The organism is Faecalibacterium sp. Marseille-P9590, assembly GCF_017377665.1.
Taxonomy (GTDB): Bacteria; Bacillota; Clostridia; order Oscillospirales; family Ruminococcaceae; genus Faecalibacterium.
Window position 1 is genome coordinate 333,748 of the sequence record NZ_JAFREF010000001.1, and the last position, 17,634, is coordinate 351,381.

Consider the following 17,634-nt stretch of genomic DNA (forward strand, 5'->3'; position numbering starts at 1 on the left):
AGTCCCACTCCCAACAAATTAGATTATATCTATAATAGAATGGTAAAGGATTGCCCGAATATTGACAATTATCCATATGTGGAGTATTATTTTGATATAGCCCGAAAGTGGACAATATCAGAGGTAAAAAGGATGGTGTCATAATGAACGCTGCGGCAATCAAAGAGCATCTCAAAATGTTAATGGAGCTAGAAAAAGAGGTCTATACTCAAAATCAAGTTATCGCATCGTTAGAGTATCAACTTTCCTGTCTGCCAGATGCTCACCGGTACACAAGGCCCGTCTATACCGAAGCAAACTCCAACTACCAAATCAGTGGACTTACATGGTTGTGCTTTGGCAGCGCACTTATATTCCTTTTGTTAGCACCTGTATCAGATGCCATCATCAATTCCGATTGGGGAATTATGGGCTTGCTTCTCTTTCCTATTCTTTTAATTTTCTACCTTGCCAGGTCTTTCGCTATCCCTTGTGCAATATTTTTGTTCGCCGCTGGCATAATCGTTTTCTTTGTCGAAAGGAACAATCAATCCGACGCTCGTTATGCTGCCAAACAGCAATCCAAAAAATCCTATGAAACTGCTATGGCCACATACAATCGGGCGGTCGAACAAGACCGACTCCGCGTAGAAAGAGAGCGTCCTAAAAAGCTCCTTCTTCAAGGCCAGCTCAAAACTTTGAAAGATGCACACAAAAAGACTGTAGACACTTTGAACAAGCTATACAACAAGGGCGTTATCCATAAAAAATATTGGGGTCTCGTTCCTATCTGTTCCCTGTACGGCTACTTCGATACTGGCGTATGCACTCAGCTGGAAGGCCATGAAGGTGCATACAACAAATATGACACTGAATGCCGTCTGGACAGAATTATCTCGAAATTGGATCAGGTCATCCAGCGTTTGGATGAGATCAAAGAGCTCCAGCAGGACCTTTATGAAGCTATCGAAGAATCCAACTGCAAGGTTGGTCAGCTTATCCGCAACTCCGAGCGCATATCTGACCAACTGACTGGGATCCAGTCGCAGGGTGCCGAACTGAATGCCCGCATTGCCAACCTGCAAACCACTTCTGACATCAATCTCTATGTGAATGCCTGCGCCAAGCGTGAGCTCGAGTACATGAACCGCGCCAACCGCATCTTCTGATAACTTCCAGCATACGCCGTCTCCCGCCCCCGGAGGCGGCGGTTTCTTTGTGCCAACCTCAGAACCGGCATTTTCTGCACGCTCCGCACCATACAATAAGGTGTACCTGATTTTCTACTTGTTAATAAAGGAGGACGCCTTATGCTGCAAACCCCATCCAAGACCACCCAGACTCTGCTTTCGTCCCGCATCCCCCGCGACAACGAGCACGAGCGCTACCACCCCGAGCTGGAAGAAGAGCTGAAAGAGTGCCTGTTCTGCCTGCAGCGGAACGCGATGATGTTCGACCTCGAGGTGGACTCCGACCTCATCGAGCAGCGCATCTACGAGCGGCAGGCGCTTTTGTGCCGCTACCGCTACCTGCTGGCCCGCGCCCGGGAGCTGGGGCTGCATACCATCCTGAAAAAGTATCAGCCGCTGGGATAAAAACCTACCCGCGAAATCTTGACAGAATCCGCACATCGTGTTATCATACATAAAGATAACACTGTATACAGAGAGCTGTATGCGAAACTTTGGAGCTTAGAGAGGTTTTCAACTATGGAACGTATTAAGACTATCGCTACTCGTGACCTGACCAAGAGCGTCGTGACCGGCGGCTGCGGCGAGTGCCAGACTTCTTGCCAGTCTGCCTGCAAGACCTCCTGCGGCGTCGCAAACCAGAAGTGCGAGAACAGCAATAAGTAATCATTGCAGACCCTATGCCGCCTTTGCAGGGCGGCATTTTTTTATGGCAATTATAGATTGGAGAATGAAATGGTACATCAGTATCAACTGAACGGATATAACATCGTGCTGGACAGCTGCAGCGGCTCGGTCCATGTCGTGGACGACGTGGCTTACGACGTCATTGCGATGTACAAAGAACACTCTGCCGACGAGATCGTGGCCGCCATGCTGGCAAAGTATGCCGACCGCCCCGACGTCACCGAGGCCGACCTGCGCCAGTGCCTCGAGGATGTGGCCTCTCTGGAAGCCGCCGGCAAGCTTTGGGCTCCCGACGTCTACAAGGACATGGCGTTCGACTTCAAGAACCGCCAGACGGTGGTCAAGGCGCTCTGCCTCCACGTCGCCCACACCTGCAACCTCAACTGCTCCTACTGCTTCGCCTCGCAGGGCCGCTATCAGGGCGACCGCGCCCTGATGAGCTTCGAGGTGGGCAAGCGGGCCATGGACTTCCTCATCGAGAACTCCGGCACCCGCCGCAACCTCGAGGTCGATTTCTTCGGCGGCGAGCCTCTGATGAACTTCGACATGGTCAAAAAGCTCGTCGCCTACTGCCGCGAGCAGGAGAAGATCCACAACAAGAACTTCCGCTTCACCATGACCACCAACGGTATGCTCATCGACGACGATGTCATCGACTTCTGCAACAAGGAGTGCCACAATGTCGTGCTGAGCCTCGATGGCCGCAAGGAAGTCCATGACCGCTTCCGCAAGGACTACGCAGGCCACGGCAGCTATGACGCCATCGTGCCGAAGTTCCAGGAGTTCGTGAAAAAGCGCGGCGACAAGAACTATTACATGCGCGGCACCTACACCCACTACAACACCGACTTCACCAACGACATTTTCCACATGGCCGACCTCGGCTTCACGGAGCTGAGCATGGAGCCTGTCGTCACCAAGCCCACCGACCCCAGCGCCCTCACCGCCGAGGACCTGCCCATCCTCAAGGAGCAGTACGAGATCCTTGCTAAGGAGATGATAAAGCGCGACCGCGAGGGCCGCGGCTTTACCTTCTACCATTACATGATCGACCTCACCGGCGGCCCCTGCATCTACAAGCGCATCTCCGGCTGCGGCTCCGGCACCGAGTACATGGCCGTCACCCCCTGGGGCGACCTCTACCCCTGCCACCAGTTCGTCGGCGACCCCAAGTACCTGATGGGCGACATCTGGAAGGGCGTCACCAACACCGCCGTGCGGGATGAGTTCAAGCACTGCAACGCCTACGCCCGCCCCGAGTGCAAGGACTGCTGGGCCAAGCTCTACTGCTCTGGCGGCTGTGCAGCCAACGCCTACCACGCCACCGGCAGCATCACCGGCGTCTACGAGTACGGCTGTGAGCTGTTCAAGAAGCGCGTCGAGTGCGCCATCATGATAAAAGTTGCTGAGAACCAGGAGCTGGCAGCTCAGGGCATCGAAGTTCCCATCGAGCTGGGCGGCACCTGCAACGCCTGCGCAGACGGCGAAGCCTGCGAATAAAGCCATGAACACTCCTGTCGTCGATTTTGTCCGTCGCTACGCCCAGCAGCGCACCACCCGGATGCATATGCCGGGCCACAAGGGCCGCGGCCCGCTGGGCTGTGAAGAGCTTGACATCACCGAAATTGCGGGCGCAGACGAGCTGTACGAAGCCGAGGGCATCATCGCTCAGAGCGAGGCCAACGCGACGCAGCTCTTTGGCACCGCCCGCACCTATTACAGCACCGAGGGCAGCAGCCAGTGCATCCGGGCCATGCTCCACCTTGCGCTCCAAATGCGGCCCGCAAAGGCAGGTCGTCCTGTCCTGCTGGCGGCGCGGAACGCCCACAAGGCCCTGCTTTACGCGGCGGCTCTGCTGGACTTCGATATCCAGTGGCTCTGGCCCGCGCCGGACGCCGCCGGGACGCTCTGCACCTGCCCTGTGGAGCCGGAGGCGCTCTCTTCTGCGCTGGACGAGCTGTCCGCCGAGAGCCGTACGCCCTTCGGCGTCTACCTCACCAGCCCGGACTATCTGGGCTTCGTGCAGGATGTCGCGGGGCTGTCGGCGGTCTGCCACGCCCATGGCCTTCCCCTTCTGGTGGACAACGCTCACGGCGCCTATCTCCACTTTTTGAAGGAGGGCAGCCGCCACCCCATCCAGCTGGGCGCGGACCTTTGCTGTGACTCGGCTCACAAGACCCTGCCTGTCCTCACGGGCGGTGCGTATCTCCATCTTGGGCCATCGGTGCAGGCCGACGAGGCCGCGGTGCGCAATGCGCTTGCTCTCTTCGGCTCCACCAGCCCCTCTTATCTCATTTTGCAGTCGCTGGACGCTGCCAACGCGGTTCTGGCCGACAGCTTCCGGGAGAAGCTGGACATCTGCCGCTGGCGGCTGGGGATGCTCTGCCGGGAGCTGGATGCCCTCCGGCCCGGGCTGGCACTCCCCCTCACCGGGGCGCACCGCGAGCCCCTCAAGCTGACGCTGGACGCCGCCGCGCTGGGGCTTTCCGGCCAGCAGCTGGCGCAGGCTCTGCGGGAGCGGGGTGTGGAGTGCGAGTATGCCGACCCCCGTTACGTCGTGCTGATGCCCTCCGCCGAGAGTTCTGCGGCAGAGTTTGCCTGCCTGCAAACGGCCCTACACGCCATCTGCGGTGAGGCCCCTGCTGCCGATGTTTCCGTTACGGCTGACGATCCTGCCGCTTTCGCGGCATTGGCCGGGGCGCTCGAGGCACAGCCCCGCCGCTTCACCATCCGGGAAGCTGTCCTTGCACCGCAGGAGATGATCCCTGCCGCCGAGGCCGTGGGCCGCATCTGCGCCGCACCGGCGGTCTCCTGCCCGCCTGCCATCCCCATCGTGGTCAGCGGTGAGACGGTCCCGCCGGAGGCCCTCCCCCTCTTTGCCCGCTATGGCATCGAGAAGGCGGCCGTTGTAAAAGAATAACGTGCAAAAAGCATTTTCGTACTCTTCAGCCTCTTTTTTTACTCTATATTCAGAGTCCCCCCTAAGATTCAGCTAAAAGTCCCGCACATTTCTTGACAGGCTTCGCATATTCTGGTTTAATAGAATTGGATAAAAGGGAGTAAAGGGCGCTCCACCTTATGGGAGCGCTGCATGGCAGCGTCAACACGGCAGAAATGCCCGATGTCATGTGTTCGCTTGAGACTTTTGTCGCAGTAATTGATGCTGTGGCGGAAGTCTCTTTTTTCGTCATTGCATCGCAGATTTCAAAGGAGGCAATGACATGGATTTCTGGAACGCATTCGCCAGTCTCTTTTCCAATTTCGGAAACCTGACTTGGCAGATGGTGGTGATGTGGGGCATCGGCGCCCTGCTCATCTACCTCGCCATCGCAAAAAAGATGGAGCCGAGCCTGCTTCTCCCCATGGGCTTCGGAGCCATCCTCGTCAACCTGCCCTTATCGGGCGCTATCACGCAGGGCGACACCGTCGGCCCCATCTCGGCTCTGTTTGAGGCCGGAATGTCCAACGAGCTGTTCCCCCTGCTGCTCTTCATCGGCATCGGTGCGATGATAGACTTCGGCCCGCTGCTCGAGAAGCCGTGGCTGATGCTCTTCGGCGCAGCGGCGCAGTTCGGCATCTTCTTCACCCTCTTCCTCGCGGGCTTCTTCTTCGATTTGAAGGACGCTGCTTCCATCGCCGTCATCGGCGCGGCAGACGGCCCCACGGCCATCTTCGTGGCCAACGTCCTGCACTCCCAGTACCTTGGTGCCATCATGGTGGCGGCCTACAGCTACATGGCGCTGGTCCCCATCGTGCAGCCGCCGGTCATCAAACTGCTGACCACCCAGAAGGAACGCCGCATCCGGATGCCCTACCAGAAGGGCAGTGTCAGCCAGCTGACCAAGATCTTGTTCCCCATCGTCGTGACCATCATCGCCGGGCTCGTGGCTCCGGCCAGCGTAGCACTGGTGGGCTTTCTGATGTTCGGCAACCTGCTGCGGGAGTGCGGTGTGCTGAACACCCTGAGTGAAACGGCGCAGAACGTCCTCGCAAACCTCATCACCATCGTGCTGGGCCTGACCGTGGCCGGCCAGATGACCGCCGACAAGTTCGTGCGGCCCGACACTCTGCTCATCCTTGCACTGGGCCTCGTGGCCTTTGTGTTTGACACCGCCGGCGGTGTGCTGTTCGCAAAGCTGGTGAATCTCTTCCTCCCGGAGGGCAAAAAGCTCAACCCCATGATCGGCGCAGCCGGCATCTCTGCCTTCCCCATGAGCGGACGCGTCGTCAACAAGCTGGGCCTCGAGGAGGACAACCAGAATTTCCTGCTGATGTACTCCATCAGTGTCAACGTCTCGGGCCAGATAGCCTCTGTCATCGCCGGCGGACTGCTGCTGACCCTGCTGAGCTAAAGGAGGGACCGATATGCTGCATCTTACTTCGTGGATGACGACTCTGCCCATCATGGTCATCGGGATGGTGAGCATCGTGCTGGTCATCGGCGTCATCGTGCTGGCTGTGATGTTTTTGAACAAGCTGACGAGCCGGAAATAACTGCAAAGGGCTGCTGTACCGTGTTGTACAGCAGCCCTTGTTTTATTTATCAGCCCACGCCTTTCAGATAGCCGCTCTTGGCGTTCTGCCCGGTGTCATCCGGCTCGTCGCAGCCATCGTAAGGAGCATTCGGATCGTGAGCCTTTTTCTTTTTGAAGGAAACATTCGATTTTGATGCCGTCGATGTCCAAGATCTGGCCGCCCTTCAGGAGGACTTTTTTTGTTGTTGATCCTCAACCGTTGGGGTTGATGATTTTTTCTACCGTCAGCTTTCCGTCTGCATAAGTCATCTCGAGGATGCCGCAGTTGCCGATAAAGCCGGCGATCTCGCCCGCCTTTTCCGGGAATTTAGTCAAAAAGCGCCGGATAGCCATGCCGTGGGAGACGATAAGGATGCACTCCCCTGCCGCGTGTTCGGCAATGCCCTTCACTGCCCCGTATACCCGCTCGGTGAAGGCATCCAGGTCTTCGCCGCCGTACTTCACGAAGTAGTCGCCGTAGGGGTACGTCGGGTTTTCACGGATGGGCGAAGCTTCCTTTATGCCGAGGAAAATTTCCTTGAGGTCTTTGCGGCGGGTATAGGACATCCCGCCTGAGACGAACTCCGCTGTGTCGCAGGCCCGCTCTGACGTGGAGCTGTAGACCGCATCAAAATGGACGTTGTGGGCATCGAACCACGCTTTTGCCGCCTTTGCCTGCCGGATGCCGTTTTCTGTCAGAGGCGAATCACACTGGCCCTGATTGACGTCCATGGTGTTGAAAAGCGTTTCACCGTGACGCATGAGGTAGATTTTTTTCATGAAAGAGTCTCCTCCCCGCTTTTTTACCAGTATAGCACACCGCCTGCATAGACTGCAACAGCCCGCACAACGCTTCTGTGCGGGCTGTGTTTCGTTACGTTTCCTGTGTATCTGCTTGCCGGTCAGGTGCTCGATGGTGATTTCATAAAACCGGACGGCCTTTGCAATTTCAGCCTCAATCTCCTCTGCACTGGGATAATATTTCGCCGGTGGGGCCGTTTTCTTGTTTTATCTGCTCCAGCAGGTCTTTTTGTCCTCATCGGTGATAGCACGGATGACATGGCAGGGATTGCCGACAGCCACCGAGTTATCGGGGATGTCCTTCACCACGACGCTGCCGCCGCCGATGACCACATTGCTGCCGATGGTCACGCCCGGCATCACCTGCACGCCTGCGCCGATCCAGACATTGTCCCCCACCGTGATAGGGTAGGCATACTCAAACCCGGCGTTGCGGCGCTCGAAGTCGATGGGGTGACCAGCGGTGTGGAAACCGCAGTCCGGCGCAACAAAGACGTTATCGCCGAATTTCACCTTAGCACAATCAAGGATGACCAGGTTGTGGTTGGCGTAGAAATTTTCGCCCAGTTCGATGTTGTAGCCATAATCGCACCAGAACGGCGCAGTGATGTAGAAATTCTCCCCCGTCTTGCCGAGAAGTTTCTTCAAGACCGCTCTCTGGCCCTCTTCGTTCGACGGGCGGAGCTGATTATACTCCCAGCACAACTCCTTGGCTGCGATGCGCTCATCGTGCAGCTCCTTGTTGTAGTTTGCGTCGTACATCTGATGGGCCAGCATCTTTTCTTTTTCGGTCATTTCTGTATCTCCTTCAAAAGCTTGGTATAAGAACACGTCAGACTGCCGCAAAGCACCCCGTACACCGCAGCACCTCGTCGTGGCATCAGTCGCCGTCCGACAGGTCGGAGTGGCAGATAATGCAGTTTCTCAGAACAGGTCAAGCATATTGTCCAGATAGATGGCTTCCCGGACATGCAGCTGGTATTCCGGTTTTGTCATGTAGTAGAGCAGAAATTCCAGTACCAGCGCACTGCCCAGGCCCCGGCCCTCGATCTTGAAGTTGGAAAATCCCATCGGCATATAGACATCCTGAATGTCCCTGATGCCGATAAACCCCGGATTTTCCATCGCCTTCGAGAAGCGGTAGCCTTCCTCCGCACCCGGTGCGGTACAGATGTGTTCGGGGCAGGCTTCGCCGAGATTTTTTCGGCTGACATTCTCATAGCAGCGCTTTCTGTCCCGGCATCCGACCCAGCAGCACTCGTTGCAGAGAAATTCCACCTTGTCTTTCTGCGCCTGCGGCAGACTGTCCAGCTCTCCAAAGGCTTTGTTCAGCCGGAAGTCCGGCACCACATAGCGGAACTCTTCCCGGGCTGTCTCCGCCCGGAGCTGCTGAAACTCTGTCAGCACTTTCGTCGTGGAGGACACGAAATAAAGCTGCGGATAGTGCGTTTTCAGGTAGTCCAGCAGCAGCTCCGAGTGGACGATGACGCCGCTCTGTACCGGGTTTTCTCGCTCAAACAGGGCGCAGAGAGCATTGCACTTTTTATCCGAAAGATGTTCCTCCCGGAGGAGCGAGTTGCTGAAGGTCAGCCGCGCCGAGATGCCGTATTCCCGCGTCAGGGCAAGGACTTCTTTGGGGTCATGCTCCCCGAAGCCAGCCCGTCCCCCGCCCCAGACGCAGTCTGCCGGTGCGCCGTAGATGGAGCCGATGTCGCACCAGTCATAAAAGTATTCTCTGTGTACCCGGAACAGTGGCAGGAACTTCCGGTACAGCTCGTAGAACTCGAACGATCCGGGCAGATGGTAATAGGCTTTTTCCTGTTTCATGGCGTATCCACCTTCCCGCAAGAGTTTTTTCCTATTATGCCATGAACGCAGTGAAATGGCATAATTGCGCATCCAAAGCCGGTTGCCACGCAGCTCCGCAGGAGCAAGCGGCGAGGCGCTGCGCATAAAACTATAATATCGCGTTAGCGATATTATACCACGTTCTCTCCCATTACAAAAGCCCCCGAAGAGTACAGCTTGCTTTGTTCACGATGCCCTTCATCCGGCGGTTGATGTTGTTGGCAAAGCGGCGGACATAAAAGCGCTTGATGAACCGCGACGCCTGCACCAGCAGGGCGACGAAGATATAGGCCAGAACCAGCAGCGCCATTTGGGCCGCTGTTTCGCTGCCGCTCAGGATGTCCGCCAGGCACTGGGCCAGACGGCCCTCGAACCACGGGGTGGCCAGCAGGCCGATGTTATAGATGAGGCCCGACAGGGTCACGAAAGCCAGCGGGAGCCACTCGACCCGGAAATAGGAGAATATCCGGTCCGGGCGGAAGGTCTTCTCATTTTTCATCGGTCGTCTCACCCCCTGCGGCATTTCGGAAGTGCGGGAAGCCCGCACGGCTCTCGGTCTTGGACGCCGTATAAAGCTTGTTCAGCGAAGCGGCAAAGGCGGCGGCTTCTTCCTCCGTCAGTACACTCGTCAGATACTCGTAAAAAGCGGCCTCAATTCCGGCCTTGGAGGATTTCATGCTCTCGGCCTTTTCTGTGGGGAAAAGCAGCTGGCTCCGTCGGTCGTTCGGGGCGTCCTCGCGGGTCAGATAACCCTTCCCTTCCAGATTTTTGGTCCGCCGGGCGATAGCCGCCTTGTCTGCGTGCAGCAGTTCGGCCAGCTGGGCCTGCGTACAGCCGGGATGGTGGCGCAGCGCATGGATGAGGTCGATCTCCGCTGTGCCGACGCCCTCTTCCCGCATCGTGAGCAGGACGAGCTTTTCAGCCTCCCGCGCGATTTTTGTGATTTTTCGTTCGGTAATATCCATAGACAGCCTCCGGGTCTTATCTCAAGAAGATGTATCTACATCGTTGTATGTACAACCATTATGATACAAAACCACTCTTTGTCAAGAGCGGCAGTGGTTTTATTCATCAAAAAAATGTTCTTCCAGCATCAGGCACAGGCAGTGATAAATGGGCAGATGAAGCTCCTGTATCTGATAGGTCTCCTGCAGCGGCACCCGGATGCAGACGTCGCACAGCGGCAGCAGCGGGCTGTCTGCCCCGCCGGTCAGGCCGACCACTTTCATGCCCAGAGCGCGGGCCGTTACCGCCGCGTACAGGATGTTCTTGCTCTTTCCGCTGGTGGAGATGACCAGCAGCACATCTCCCGCCCTGCCATAGCCATTGACCTGCTGGGCAAAGCACATCAGCGGGGCGCAGTCGTTTGCATATGCCGTCGTGAGAGCCGGATGACCGTCCATAGCGATGGCCGGCAGTGCCTTCTGCAGATGCTGGACAAGGTCCGGCCCCAGTTCCGGGCTTTCCCGGAGAAGCCGTTCCGCCAGTGCCTCATCCAGCCTGCGGGGCTTCTTGAACCCCTTCATCAGCTCGCCCACGATATGCTCCGCATCCGCTGCCGAACCGCCGTTGCCCGCAATGAGGAGCTTGCCGCCCGCCTCGTAGCTGGCCGCGATGATCTGGTAGGCACCGTCGATCTCATCCCGCTGCCCGGCGAGGATGGGATAGCGCTGCAGCAGAAGCTCGAGCTGCTTTTTTGCCCCGTCAGTCTGTTTCATCGTTTCTCTTCTCCTTCTTTTCCACGCAGCACCTGCTCCACGAAGTCGTATAAGGATGGTGCCGTCCTCTCCTGCCCCAGCTCCGGCGGTGCCCCGTCGGCACAGAGCAGCGCCGTCCTGCACCCCGCATTTTTTCCGGCGAGGACGTCATTTTTTCCGTCTCCTACCATCCAGGAGCGGCTCAAGTCGATGTTGAACCGCTGTGCTGCATCCAGCAGCATCCCTGGCGCGGGCTTGCGGCAGCTGCAATGGATTTTCAGCTCCGGCCTTTCGCCGGGAAATCCCTTGTCCGGGTGGTGGGGGCAGTAATAAATAGCATCCAGCCACGCACCCTCCCGGCCAAGCAGGGTCTCCATCTTGCAGTGGATGGCTTCCAGCTGCTCTTCCGTCACCTCGCCCCGGGCGATGACCGGCTGATTCGTCACCACGACAGCAAGCCAGCCCAGCTCGTTGATTTTGCGGACAGCCTGTGCCACGCCGGGCAGAAGCTCAAACTCGTCGATATTCCGCAGAAAGCCAACGTATCGGTTGATGGTCCCGTCCCGGTCCAGAAAGACGGCTTTCTGCTTCCGGCGCAGATTCCGCGCCGCCGCATGGCCGCTGCGCACATCCTCGCAGACTGCCGCATAGCGTTCCGGCGTTCCCATATCCTTGACGTACTCCGGGCTGTCGTAACAGAGCAGCTGCCCCGTTCCCGCCAGCGGCTTCAATATCTGCCGGTCCAAGTCTACCTTTCCCGCCGGGATGTTCCCTTCCAGCAGCTTTGGGCTGAGGATGTGCAGCCCTGCATTGACCCGGTTGCGGTAATACTGCGGGCGGGCATCCTCCTTGGTCAGCCACTGGGTCACCCGCTGCTCGCTGTCCGCCACGATAAGGCCGCTGTCATAAGGGTGGCCGTTCGGGTGGGTGAACAGGGTGGCCAGCCCGCCATGAACCTTGTGGAACGCCGCAAAGCGCTGCAGATCTACATCGAACATCACGTCTCCGTTCAGCAGCAGAAAATCTTCGTCCAGCCGGTCCCGGATGCGGAACAGCGCGCCCGCATTCCCCAGCGGCTCTTTCTCCACAAAATACTCGATGTGAACGCCGAAGGGCCGGCCCGTCTGTGGCGAGCATCCGCTGCCGTCGCCGAAGTACTCCATGATGGCCGGGGCCAGATGCCCCACTGTGATGAGCACATCCGTCACACCCTGCTCCCGCAGGGATCCCAGCTCCCGCTCCAGCACAGGACGCCCGTCAATGGGCAGCATCGGCTTGGGGAGATCCCCTGCCAGCGCGGCGATGCGGGTGCCGCGGCCTCCGGCCATGATAACAGCTTTCATAATGCCGGCTCCTCCTCGGGCGCATAGTAGATGACCCGCGTGCCACCGTTTTCAAAGCGGAACGGGATATAAAGCAGCTCCTGCATGGCCTGGCGCACGGCGGCCTGATGTTCCGGCTCCACGTAAAATACCAGAAATCCACCGCCGCCCGCGCCCAGCAGTTTTCCGCCCAGCGCACCGGCGGCAATGCCTCTGGCGTACAGCGCGTCGATGCAGTCGGTAGAGACTGCTGCGCCGGTGCCGCGCTTCAGCTTCCAGGTGTGGTCCAGCAGACGGCCAAATTCGTTCAGGTCTGCCTGCTCGTCGGTCAGGATGGCTTCGGCTTCATCCACGAGCGCCAGCATCTCCTGCAGCCGCGCAAGCTTGTCTGCCCCGTTCCGGCTGTTGTTGAGCTTCTGGATCTCCGCCGAGAAACGGGTAAATCCGGTAAAGAACATCATCAATCTGCCGTTCAGACGCCTTTTGCGCTCCGGCGACAGCAGGACTGGGCGCACTTCGTACCCGTCCGCGCTGAAATCAATGCGGTTGAAGCCGCCGAACGCCGCCGCGATCTGGTCCTGCCAGCCGCCGGCCTCTGCACAGAGCACCCGCTCCAGATAGATGGCCTCCTTGGCCAGTTTTTCCTTGCTGGCATACTGCCCTTTCAGCGCGTAGAATGCGTTCAGCATCCCGACGGCAAATGAGCTGGACGTCCCCAGTCCGGACCGCGCCGGAAGGTCGGCCTCGTAGGTCAGCCGGATATGATGCATATCCAGCATCTTCATTGCGTTCCGGATGGCCGGATGCTCGATCTCTTCCAGGCTGTTCACCCGCTCGGTCTTTGCGTAGGAAAGCTCCGTCGCGTAGGAAAAGAAGGGCGGCAGATGCCGGACGTTGACATAGCAGTATTTGTCGAACGTCGTGGAGAGCACAGCCCCGCCATATTCGCGGAAAAAGCTCTCCATGTCCGTTCCGCCGCCAAAGAAGGACATCCGGAAAGGTGTTTTGGTAATGATCATCTTCTGTCACTCATTTCACATCTGAATCGTGTTCCGGTCCGGCATTCCGGTACTTCCATGCCAGACGGAATATCTGCATATCATCCACAAAATAGCGGTGGAACAGCCGTTTCGGCTCCTTCACAAAGCGGTAGAACCATTCCAGTCCATTCTCGCTGAACACCTTCGGGGCGCGCTTGATATTGCCTGCCAGAAAATCCACTGTGGCACCGGCGCAGAGCGTGACGCCCGATGCACAGTCGCGGTAATGTTCGCTGACCCATTTTTCCTGCTTGGGGCAGCCAAAACAGGCCAGCAGGATGTCGGGCTTCACCTTTTGCAGCGTCTCTCGGATATATGCTACCTCCTCCGGCTTTTTCTCAAATCCCATGCTGGGCGAGAGTGCGCCCGCCATCACCAGACCCGGATAACGGGCCTTGATGTTTTCTGCTGCCTTGCGGGCCGCGTCTTCTTTTCCGCCCAGCACAAAGACAGAGCGGCCTTCCTTTGCCGCAGCCTGCAGCAATGTCGGCACGAGGTCAGAGCCGGACACTTTCATCTTCAGCGGTCGGCCATACAGCTTCGAGATCCAGATGAGCGGCTGCCCATCCACCAGCGTCAGGTCTGCGTCGTCGGTGATCTGCCGCAGCACAAGGTCTGTCTCCATCTTCACCACGACATCCACGTTGACTTCCACCACATAGGCCGGGGTCTGTTCCCGTATCTTCTGCAGCAGAAATTCCACCGCTTCGTCCAGCGTGATGTTGTTGACATAGGTATTCAGCAGCCGCATTTTTTCCATTGTTGTTACCCTCTATCGTTATTCTGATGAGCACCGCCGAGTTTTTGAAGTGCAGTCATCAGGAGTTCGTTTTTGGTATGGTACAGATAAAGCACAGACAGGATGCAGTAGACGCTCCCTCCCACGACAATTTCCAGCAGGAGCCAGGAGACTGTGATCTCGGCCCGTTGGTCGAGCACCCGGACAGCCCCATACATCAGAAGACCGGCCATTCCAAAGAAGGCTGTGCTTTTCAGGTAGGCCAGGATGTCGATTCGTTTTTTCACCGCAAGACACTGGGCAGCGCAGACGACGCCCTCGGCGATCACCGTACCCACTGCGGCACCCAGCGCTCCGCAGCGCGGGATGAGCAGCGAATTTGCTGTCAGATTGGACACTGCGCCCAGGATGACCGAGAGGATATAAGCTCCGTCCATCCCGTTCGGGATAAGGTACTGCATCCGTATCACATTGGCAAAACCCGAGAAGGGAATGGAGAGGGCCAGAGCGCTCAGGATATAGGCACAGGGCGCGAAATCCTCGCCCCAGAAGATGGGCGCAAAGAGCCGCGAGACGCTGACGATGCCCAGTGCGATGGCAAAGGCGATGGCCATGATGGCATCCACCGACAGCTTCATGTACCGCTGGCTCTCCCTGAGGTCGCCGTCCGAGAACAGCTTGGTCATCCGTGGCATCATCACGGTGCCAAAGGCCGTGATGACCGAGCTGGCGCAGAGGATGATGCGCTCAGACGCTTCGTAGAAGCCCATCTGCGCATTGGTGCTCATGGCACCCAGCATCAGCTTGTCCATCATGGTGTACAGGCTGACGGCCACCACCGGGATAAAGAGGATGAGCATCGGCTTTACATGGGCCAGGACCCTCCCGCCGTCGAAGACCGGTCTGCCAACGAGCTTCCTGGCGTAAAACCAGAGGAGGAGCTGGTTGATAAAAGTGCCTCCGCTCATGATAAGGCAGTATTTCAGCAGGTCGCCCGGTTCCCGTATCATCAGGAACACCGCTGCCGTGGTCAGTATCTTAACGACCATGCTGCACGTCGTGGTCTTCTTGAACTGCTCCATGCCGAACAGAAACCAGCTGATGTCGAGCATGGAATCCACGATGAGGATGGCCTGCACCGCCGTGACAGCCTGGTCTTCCCGGACGAAGAAGAACGTATATCCGAGATAAACGATGAGCATCAGCAGAGACGCCAGGAACTGGACGGAATAGATGCTCCAGAACCAGATATTCAAATCGCCTGTATCCCGATGCACCGAGATCTCGCGGTTGCCGTAATTCTTGACGCCCAGCATCCCAAATAAACCGAAATAGGTCGCCAGTGTGCGGGAGTAGGAGTATACGCCCAGCATATCCGCACCCAGCATCCGGGAGATGAACGGTGCCGTGAACAGCGGCAGCAGCATGGCAAACAGCTCATAGGAGACCTGATAGAGGATGTTGCCTATGATATTTGGTTTTTTCACAGGGTCTCTCCCCCTTTCTCCCGGCGTCGTTCATTATCCTTTCAGCACCTGCTCCAGATACTGCCGGGCCGTCTTCTGACTGGTCATTTCCCGGATGGTCTTCAGGCCCGCGTAGGCAGCCGCCTGATTTTCTGCCGCAGGAGCCTGTGCAATGGCGTCCAGACGCGCTCTCAGCTCCTCCGCATTTCCGGGCTCTACCAGATAGCCGTTTTTCCCGTCCACAAGGATGCCGTCGATGCCCTCATTCCTCGAGCCGATGGCGACGCACCCTTGAGACATCGCTTCCAGATAGACCAGTCCCAGCGTTTCCGGGCTGCTGATCATCACGAACACCTCCGCTTTCCGGAACGCCTCCAGCGTCTGCTCCCTTGTCAACCGGCCAGTGAAGCGGCAGGAGTCCGCAATGCCAAGTTTTTCTGCCAGACGGATGCAGGGCTGCAGGCACACGCCATCTCCGATGATGGTGAACTCAAACGGGCGCTTGTCTTTCCAGCTGCTCAGCGCCGTCAGGACGGCGTCCACATTTTTGTCCGGAAGCAGATTTCCCGCATAGACGACCCGCATGGGGTGCGGTCCCTCTGCCCATTTTTTCCGGAACTCCTCGTCCGTCATGATGATGTCTTCGTCAATGCCGGACTGTGCCAGAAAAGTCGTCCTGATGCCGGTCTTCGCCAGCTTTTTCTGCAGCTGGCTCGTGCGGGCGCCCAGCACATCGTAGGTCTTGCGGAGAGTCGGGCAGACTTCCGGCTTTGCCAGCACCGTTCCCAGGTCGGTCTTATGGAAAACAGCCGCCTTTTTGCAGTGGATGTCCAGCCTCTCCACGATACCGACATAATTGGTCGGGAAATGCACCAGTAGAACATCCGGCTCATATTCCTTCTCGTGGAAATACTGGTTGATGGCCACAGCCATCTTCTTCTGCTGCACCGGCAGATACCACTTGGCGTTCCGGAGCCAGAACTGCTCTTCCAGCAGAAGCACCCTGACGCCTTCGTTGTTCGGACACTCCTGTATCTTTCCGTAACGCCGGAAATCGTGCTTTCCCAGCTCCTTGACCAGCTCCCGGAAATAGTGTCCGTAACAGTGCAGCACCGTCACCTGATGGCCCTGCTTCACCCACTCCCGTGCGATGTAGTGAACCGCAGAGGTGTCCCGCAGCAGATCTTTCCTCTCGGGGTGTGGGTAAAATGTCGTTATGACCAGAATCTTCATTGTTTTTCTCCCGCAGCGATGGACAAAAATGCATCCGCACAGGGTTTCCAGTTGTAGCGCTGCACCGTTCGGGCCGCACTCTCATGGAGCGCCTCTCTCGACGGATGCTCGGCCAGCAGCCAGTTTTTCACGTCCTCGTAATCGCGGCACAGCTTGTGTCCGGGCATATCCTGCAGCGTCACCGACGGCCCCGGGGCCACCAGCGCCGCAACTGAGACTTCATAGTACATGGCCTCCAGAATCGCCATGCCGAAGATCTCCGTCTGGCAGAGATTGACAAAGTAATCCGCAGCAGCGTAAATTTTCCAGATCTGGTCGTTGGGTATCCGGTCGATAAGGATAATATCCGCTGCCCATTCGCAGGCCGCTATCCTGGCTTTCAGCTCATCACTCTGGATGCCCTCTCCTACCAGGAGCAGCTTACAGGGCTTCTGCCTGCGGACCTCCCGATAAATATCCACCAGATCCAGCGGATTTTTCTCCGGTCCCATTCTTCCGACGGTACAGATGACGGTATCCTCCGGCATCAACCCCAGTTCCCGGCGCAGCTGCGCCCGGTCGTACTCCCGGAAGTTGGACTTCATGACAGAGAAATCCAGCCCCACCGGAGCCACCGTCACATCCTTTACTCCGAGCTGCAGAAGCTCCTGCCGCACTTCTTCGATTTTGGAGATGACCGGCCCGCGCCGGAACCAGCGCAGCGTCCCCATATGAAACAGGGCATTCATCACGAATCCGTGGACGCCCCCGCTGCTGCTGTGCGTTCTGCCGATATACGGCACGAGCTTTATCCCATGCCGCACACAGAAGCGATGGATGTGCGGAAGAAAGATTTGATTATCCGCAAAGCAGAGCGCCGCATCCATGTCCGGGTCCAAAACTGCCGTGTCCAGACAGCCATGGGCACCAAAAGAAGAGACCGGGATGTACAGGATGGACAGCCGGTCGCCCAGCTCCACACGCTCTGCTTCGCCTGCGCCCTCTTTTTTCACGCACTTATAAATGGTGACCGCGTGGCCCTGCCGCACCAGTTCCCGGCCCAGACCGATCTCCTGAGTATTGTAAAATCCTCTTCGTCCAAACCCATTGATCATGGTGCAGATGATTCCAAGCTTCAT

At 57.6% G+C, this 17,634-nt stretch carries 20 protein-coding genes; 8 read left to right on the top strand and 12 right to left on the bottom strand.

Annotated elements, in window-relative coordinates; genetic code table 11:
• Positions 1–143: 143 nt before the first annotated feature.
• The 8 genes from J3349_RS01635 to J3349_RS01670 all read left to right on the top strand — a co-directional run bounded on the left by J3349_RS01635 (position 144) and on the right by J3349_RS01670 (position 6,350).
• Complete coding sequence (locus tag J3349_RS01635) at positions 144–1,148, top strand: hypothetical protein (RefSeq protein ID WP_207676229.1); 1,005 nt, start codon at positions 144–146, stop codon at positions 1,146–1,148.
• Positions 1,149–1,289: 141 nt separating this feature from the next.
• Positions 1,290–1,574 carry a DUF2508 domain-containing protein gene (locus J3349_RS01640; protein WP_158389929.1) on the top strand — a complete coding sequence of 95 codons (285 nt, stop codon included), beginning with the start codon at positions 1,290–1,292 and terminating at the stop codon, positions 1,572–1,574.
• A gap of 114 nt (positions 1,575–1,688) precedes the next feature.
• A complete protein-coding gene (gene scfA, locus J3349_RS01645) occupies positions 1,689–1,835 on the top strand; it encodes a six-cysteine ranthipeptide SCIFF (protein ID WP_015563834.1) in 147 nt (48 codons plus the stop codon).
• 69 nt (positions 1,836–1,904) lie between these two features.
• The gene (scfB, locus tag J3349_RS01650; RefSeq protein WP_149793733.1) at positions 1,905–3,356 is read left to right on the top strand and encodes a thioether cross-link-forming SCIFF peptide maturase; all 1,452 of its coding nucleotides are present in this window, start codon (positions 1,905–1,907) and stop codon (positions 3,354–3,356) included.
• A 4-nt stretch (positions 3,357–3,360) separates the two neighbouring features.
• Positions 3,361–4,776: an amino acid decarboxylase gene (locus J3349_RS01655; RefSeq protein WP_207676230.1), complete on the top strand. Its 1,416-nt coding sequence runs from the start codon at positions 3,361–3,363 to the stop codon at positions 4,774–4,776.
• A 158-nt stretch (positions 4,777–4,934) separates the two neighbouring features.
• Positions 4,935–5,129 (top strand): hypothetical protein, encoded by a 195-nt coding sequence (locus J3349_RS01660; RefSeq protein ID WP_207676231.1) that lies wholly within the window; start codon positions 4,935–4,937, stop codon positions 5,127–5,129.
• Complete coding sequence (locus tag J3349_RS01665; RefSeq protein WP_158394691.1) at positions 5,078–6,208, top strand: sodium ion-translocating decarboxylase subunit beta; 1,131 nt, start codon at positions 5,078–5,080, stop codon at positions 6,206–6,208. Before J3349_RS01660 ends, J3349_RS01665 begins: the two co-directional genes overlap by 52 nt.
• Positions 6,209–6,221: 13 nt before the next feature.
• Positions 6,222–6,350, top strand: coding sequence for a hypothetical protein (locus J3349_RS01670; protein WP_015563830.1), 129 nt, complete (start codon positions 6,222–6,224; stop codon positions 6,348–6,350).
• Positions 6,351–6,583: 233 nt separating this feature from the next.
• On the opposite strand, the gene J3349_RS01675 is transcribed toward J3349_RS01670, so the two are convergent.
• From J3349_RS01675 to J3349_RS01730, 12 genes are all read right to left on the bottom strand, one after another.
• Complete coding sequence (locus J3349_RS01675; RefSeq protein WP_207676232.1) at positions 6,584–7,150, bottom strand: histidine phosphatase family protein; 567 nt, start codon at positions 7,148–7,150, stop codon at positions 6,584–6,586.
• A gap of 228 nt (positions 7,151–7,378) precedes the next feature.
• A complete protein-coding gene (locus J3349_RS01680) occupies positions 7,379–7,966 on the bottom strand; it encodes a sugar O-acetyltransferase (RefSeq protein ID WP_158402536.1) in 588 nt (195 codons plus the stop codon).
• Positions 7,967–8,095: 129 nt separating this feature from the next.
• Positions 8,096–8,998 (bottom strand): hypothetical protein, encoded by a 903-nt coding sequence (locus J3349_RS01685; protein WP_207676233.1) that lies wholly within the window; start codon positions 8,996–8,998, stop codon positions 8,096–8,098.
• Between the two features lie 172 nt (positions 8,999–9,170).
• Positions 9,171–9,518 carry a hypothetical protein gene (locus tag J3349_RS01690; RefSeq protein ID WP_242699454.1) on the bottom strand — a complete coding sequence of 116 codons (348 nt, stop codon included), beginning with the start codon at positions 9,516–9,518 and terminating at the stop codon, positions 9,171–9,173.
• Complete coding sequence (locus tag J3349_RS01695) at positions 9,508–9,984, bottom strand: MarR family transcriptional regulator (protein WP_207676234.1); 477 nt, start codon at positions 9,982–9,984, stop codon at positions 9,508–9,510. Before J3349_RS01695 ends, J3349_RS01690 begins: the two co-directional genes overlap by 11 nt.
• A gap of 99 nt (positions 9,985–10,083) precedes the next feature.
• The gene (locus J3349_RS01700) at positions 10,084–10,737 is read right to left on the bottom strand and encodes an SIS domain-containing protein (protein WP_207676235.1); all 654 of its coding nucleotides are present in this window, start codon (positions 10,735–10,737) and stop codon (positions 10,084–10,086) included.
• Positions 10,734–12,059 (bottom strand): HAD-IIIA family hydrolase, encoded by a 1,326-nt coding sequence (locus J3349_RS01705; protein ID WP_207676236.1) that lies wholly within the window; start codon positions 12,057–12,059, stop codon positions 10,734–10,736. The genes J3349_RS01700 and J3349_RS01705 overlap by 4 nt, the downstream gene beginning before the upstream one ends.
• Positions 12,056–13,057, bottom strand: a complete 1,002-nt coding sequence (locus J3349_RS01710) for a kinase (protein WP_207676237.1) — start codon at positions 13,055–13,057, stop codon at positions 12,056–12,058. Before J3349_RS01710 ends, J3349_RS01705 begins: the two co-directional genes overlap by 4 nt.
• Before the next feature lie 10 nt (positions 13,058–13,067).
• On the bottom strand, positions 13,068–13,829 hold the full coding sequence (locus J3349_RS01715; RefSeq protein WP_242699455.1) for a WecB/TagA/CpsF family glycosyltransferase: 762 nt from the start codon (positions 13,827–13,829) through the stop codon (positions 13,068–13,070).
• Between the two features lie 14 nt (positions 13,830–13,843).
• Positions 13,844–15,304 carry a flippase gene (locus J3349_RS14245; RefSeq protein ID WP_207676239.1) on the bottom strand — a complete coding sequence of 487 codons (1,461 nt, stop codon included), beginning with the start codon at positions 15,302–15,304 and terminating at the stop codon, positions 13,844–13,846.
• Between the two features lie 33 nt (positions 15,305–15,337).
• A complete protein-coding gene (locus J3349_RS01725; protein ID WP_207676240.1) occupies positions 15,338–16,516 on the bottom strand; it encodes a glycosyltransferase in 1,179 nt (392 codons plus the stop codon).
• Positions 16,513–17,634 carry a glycosyltransferase gene (locus tag J3349_RS01730; RefSeq protein WP_207676241.1) on the bottom strand — a complete coding sequence of 374 codons (1,122 nt, stop codon included), beginning with the start codon at positions 17,632–17,634 and terminating at the stop codon, positions 16,513–16,515. The genes J3349_RS01725 and J3349_RS01730 overlap by 4 nt, the downstream gene beginning before the upstream one ends.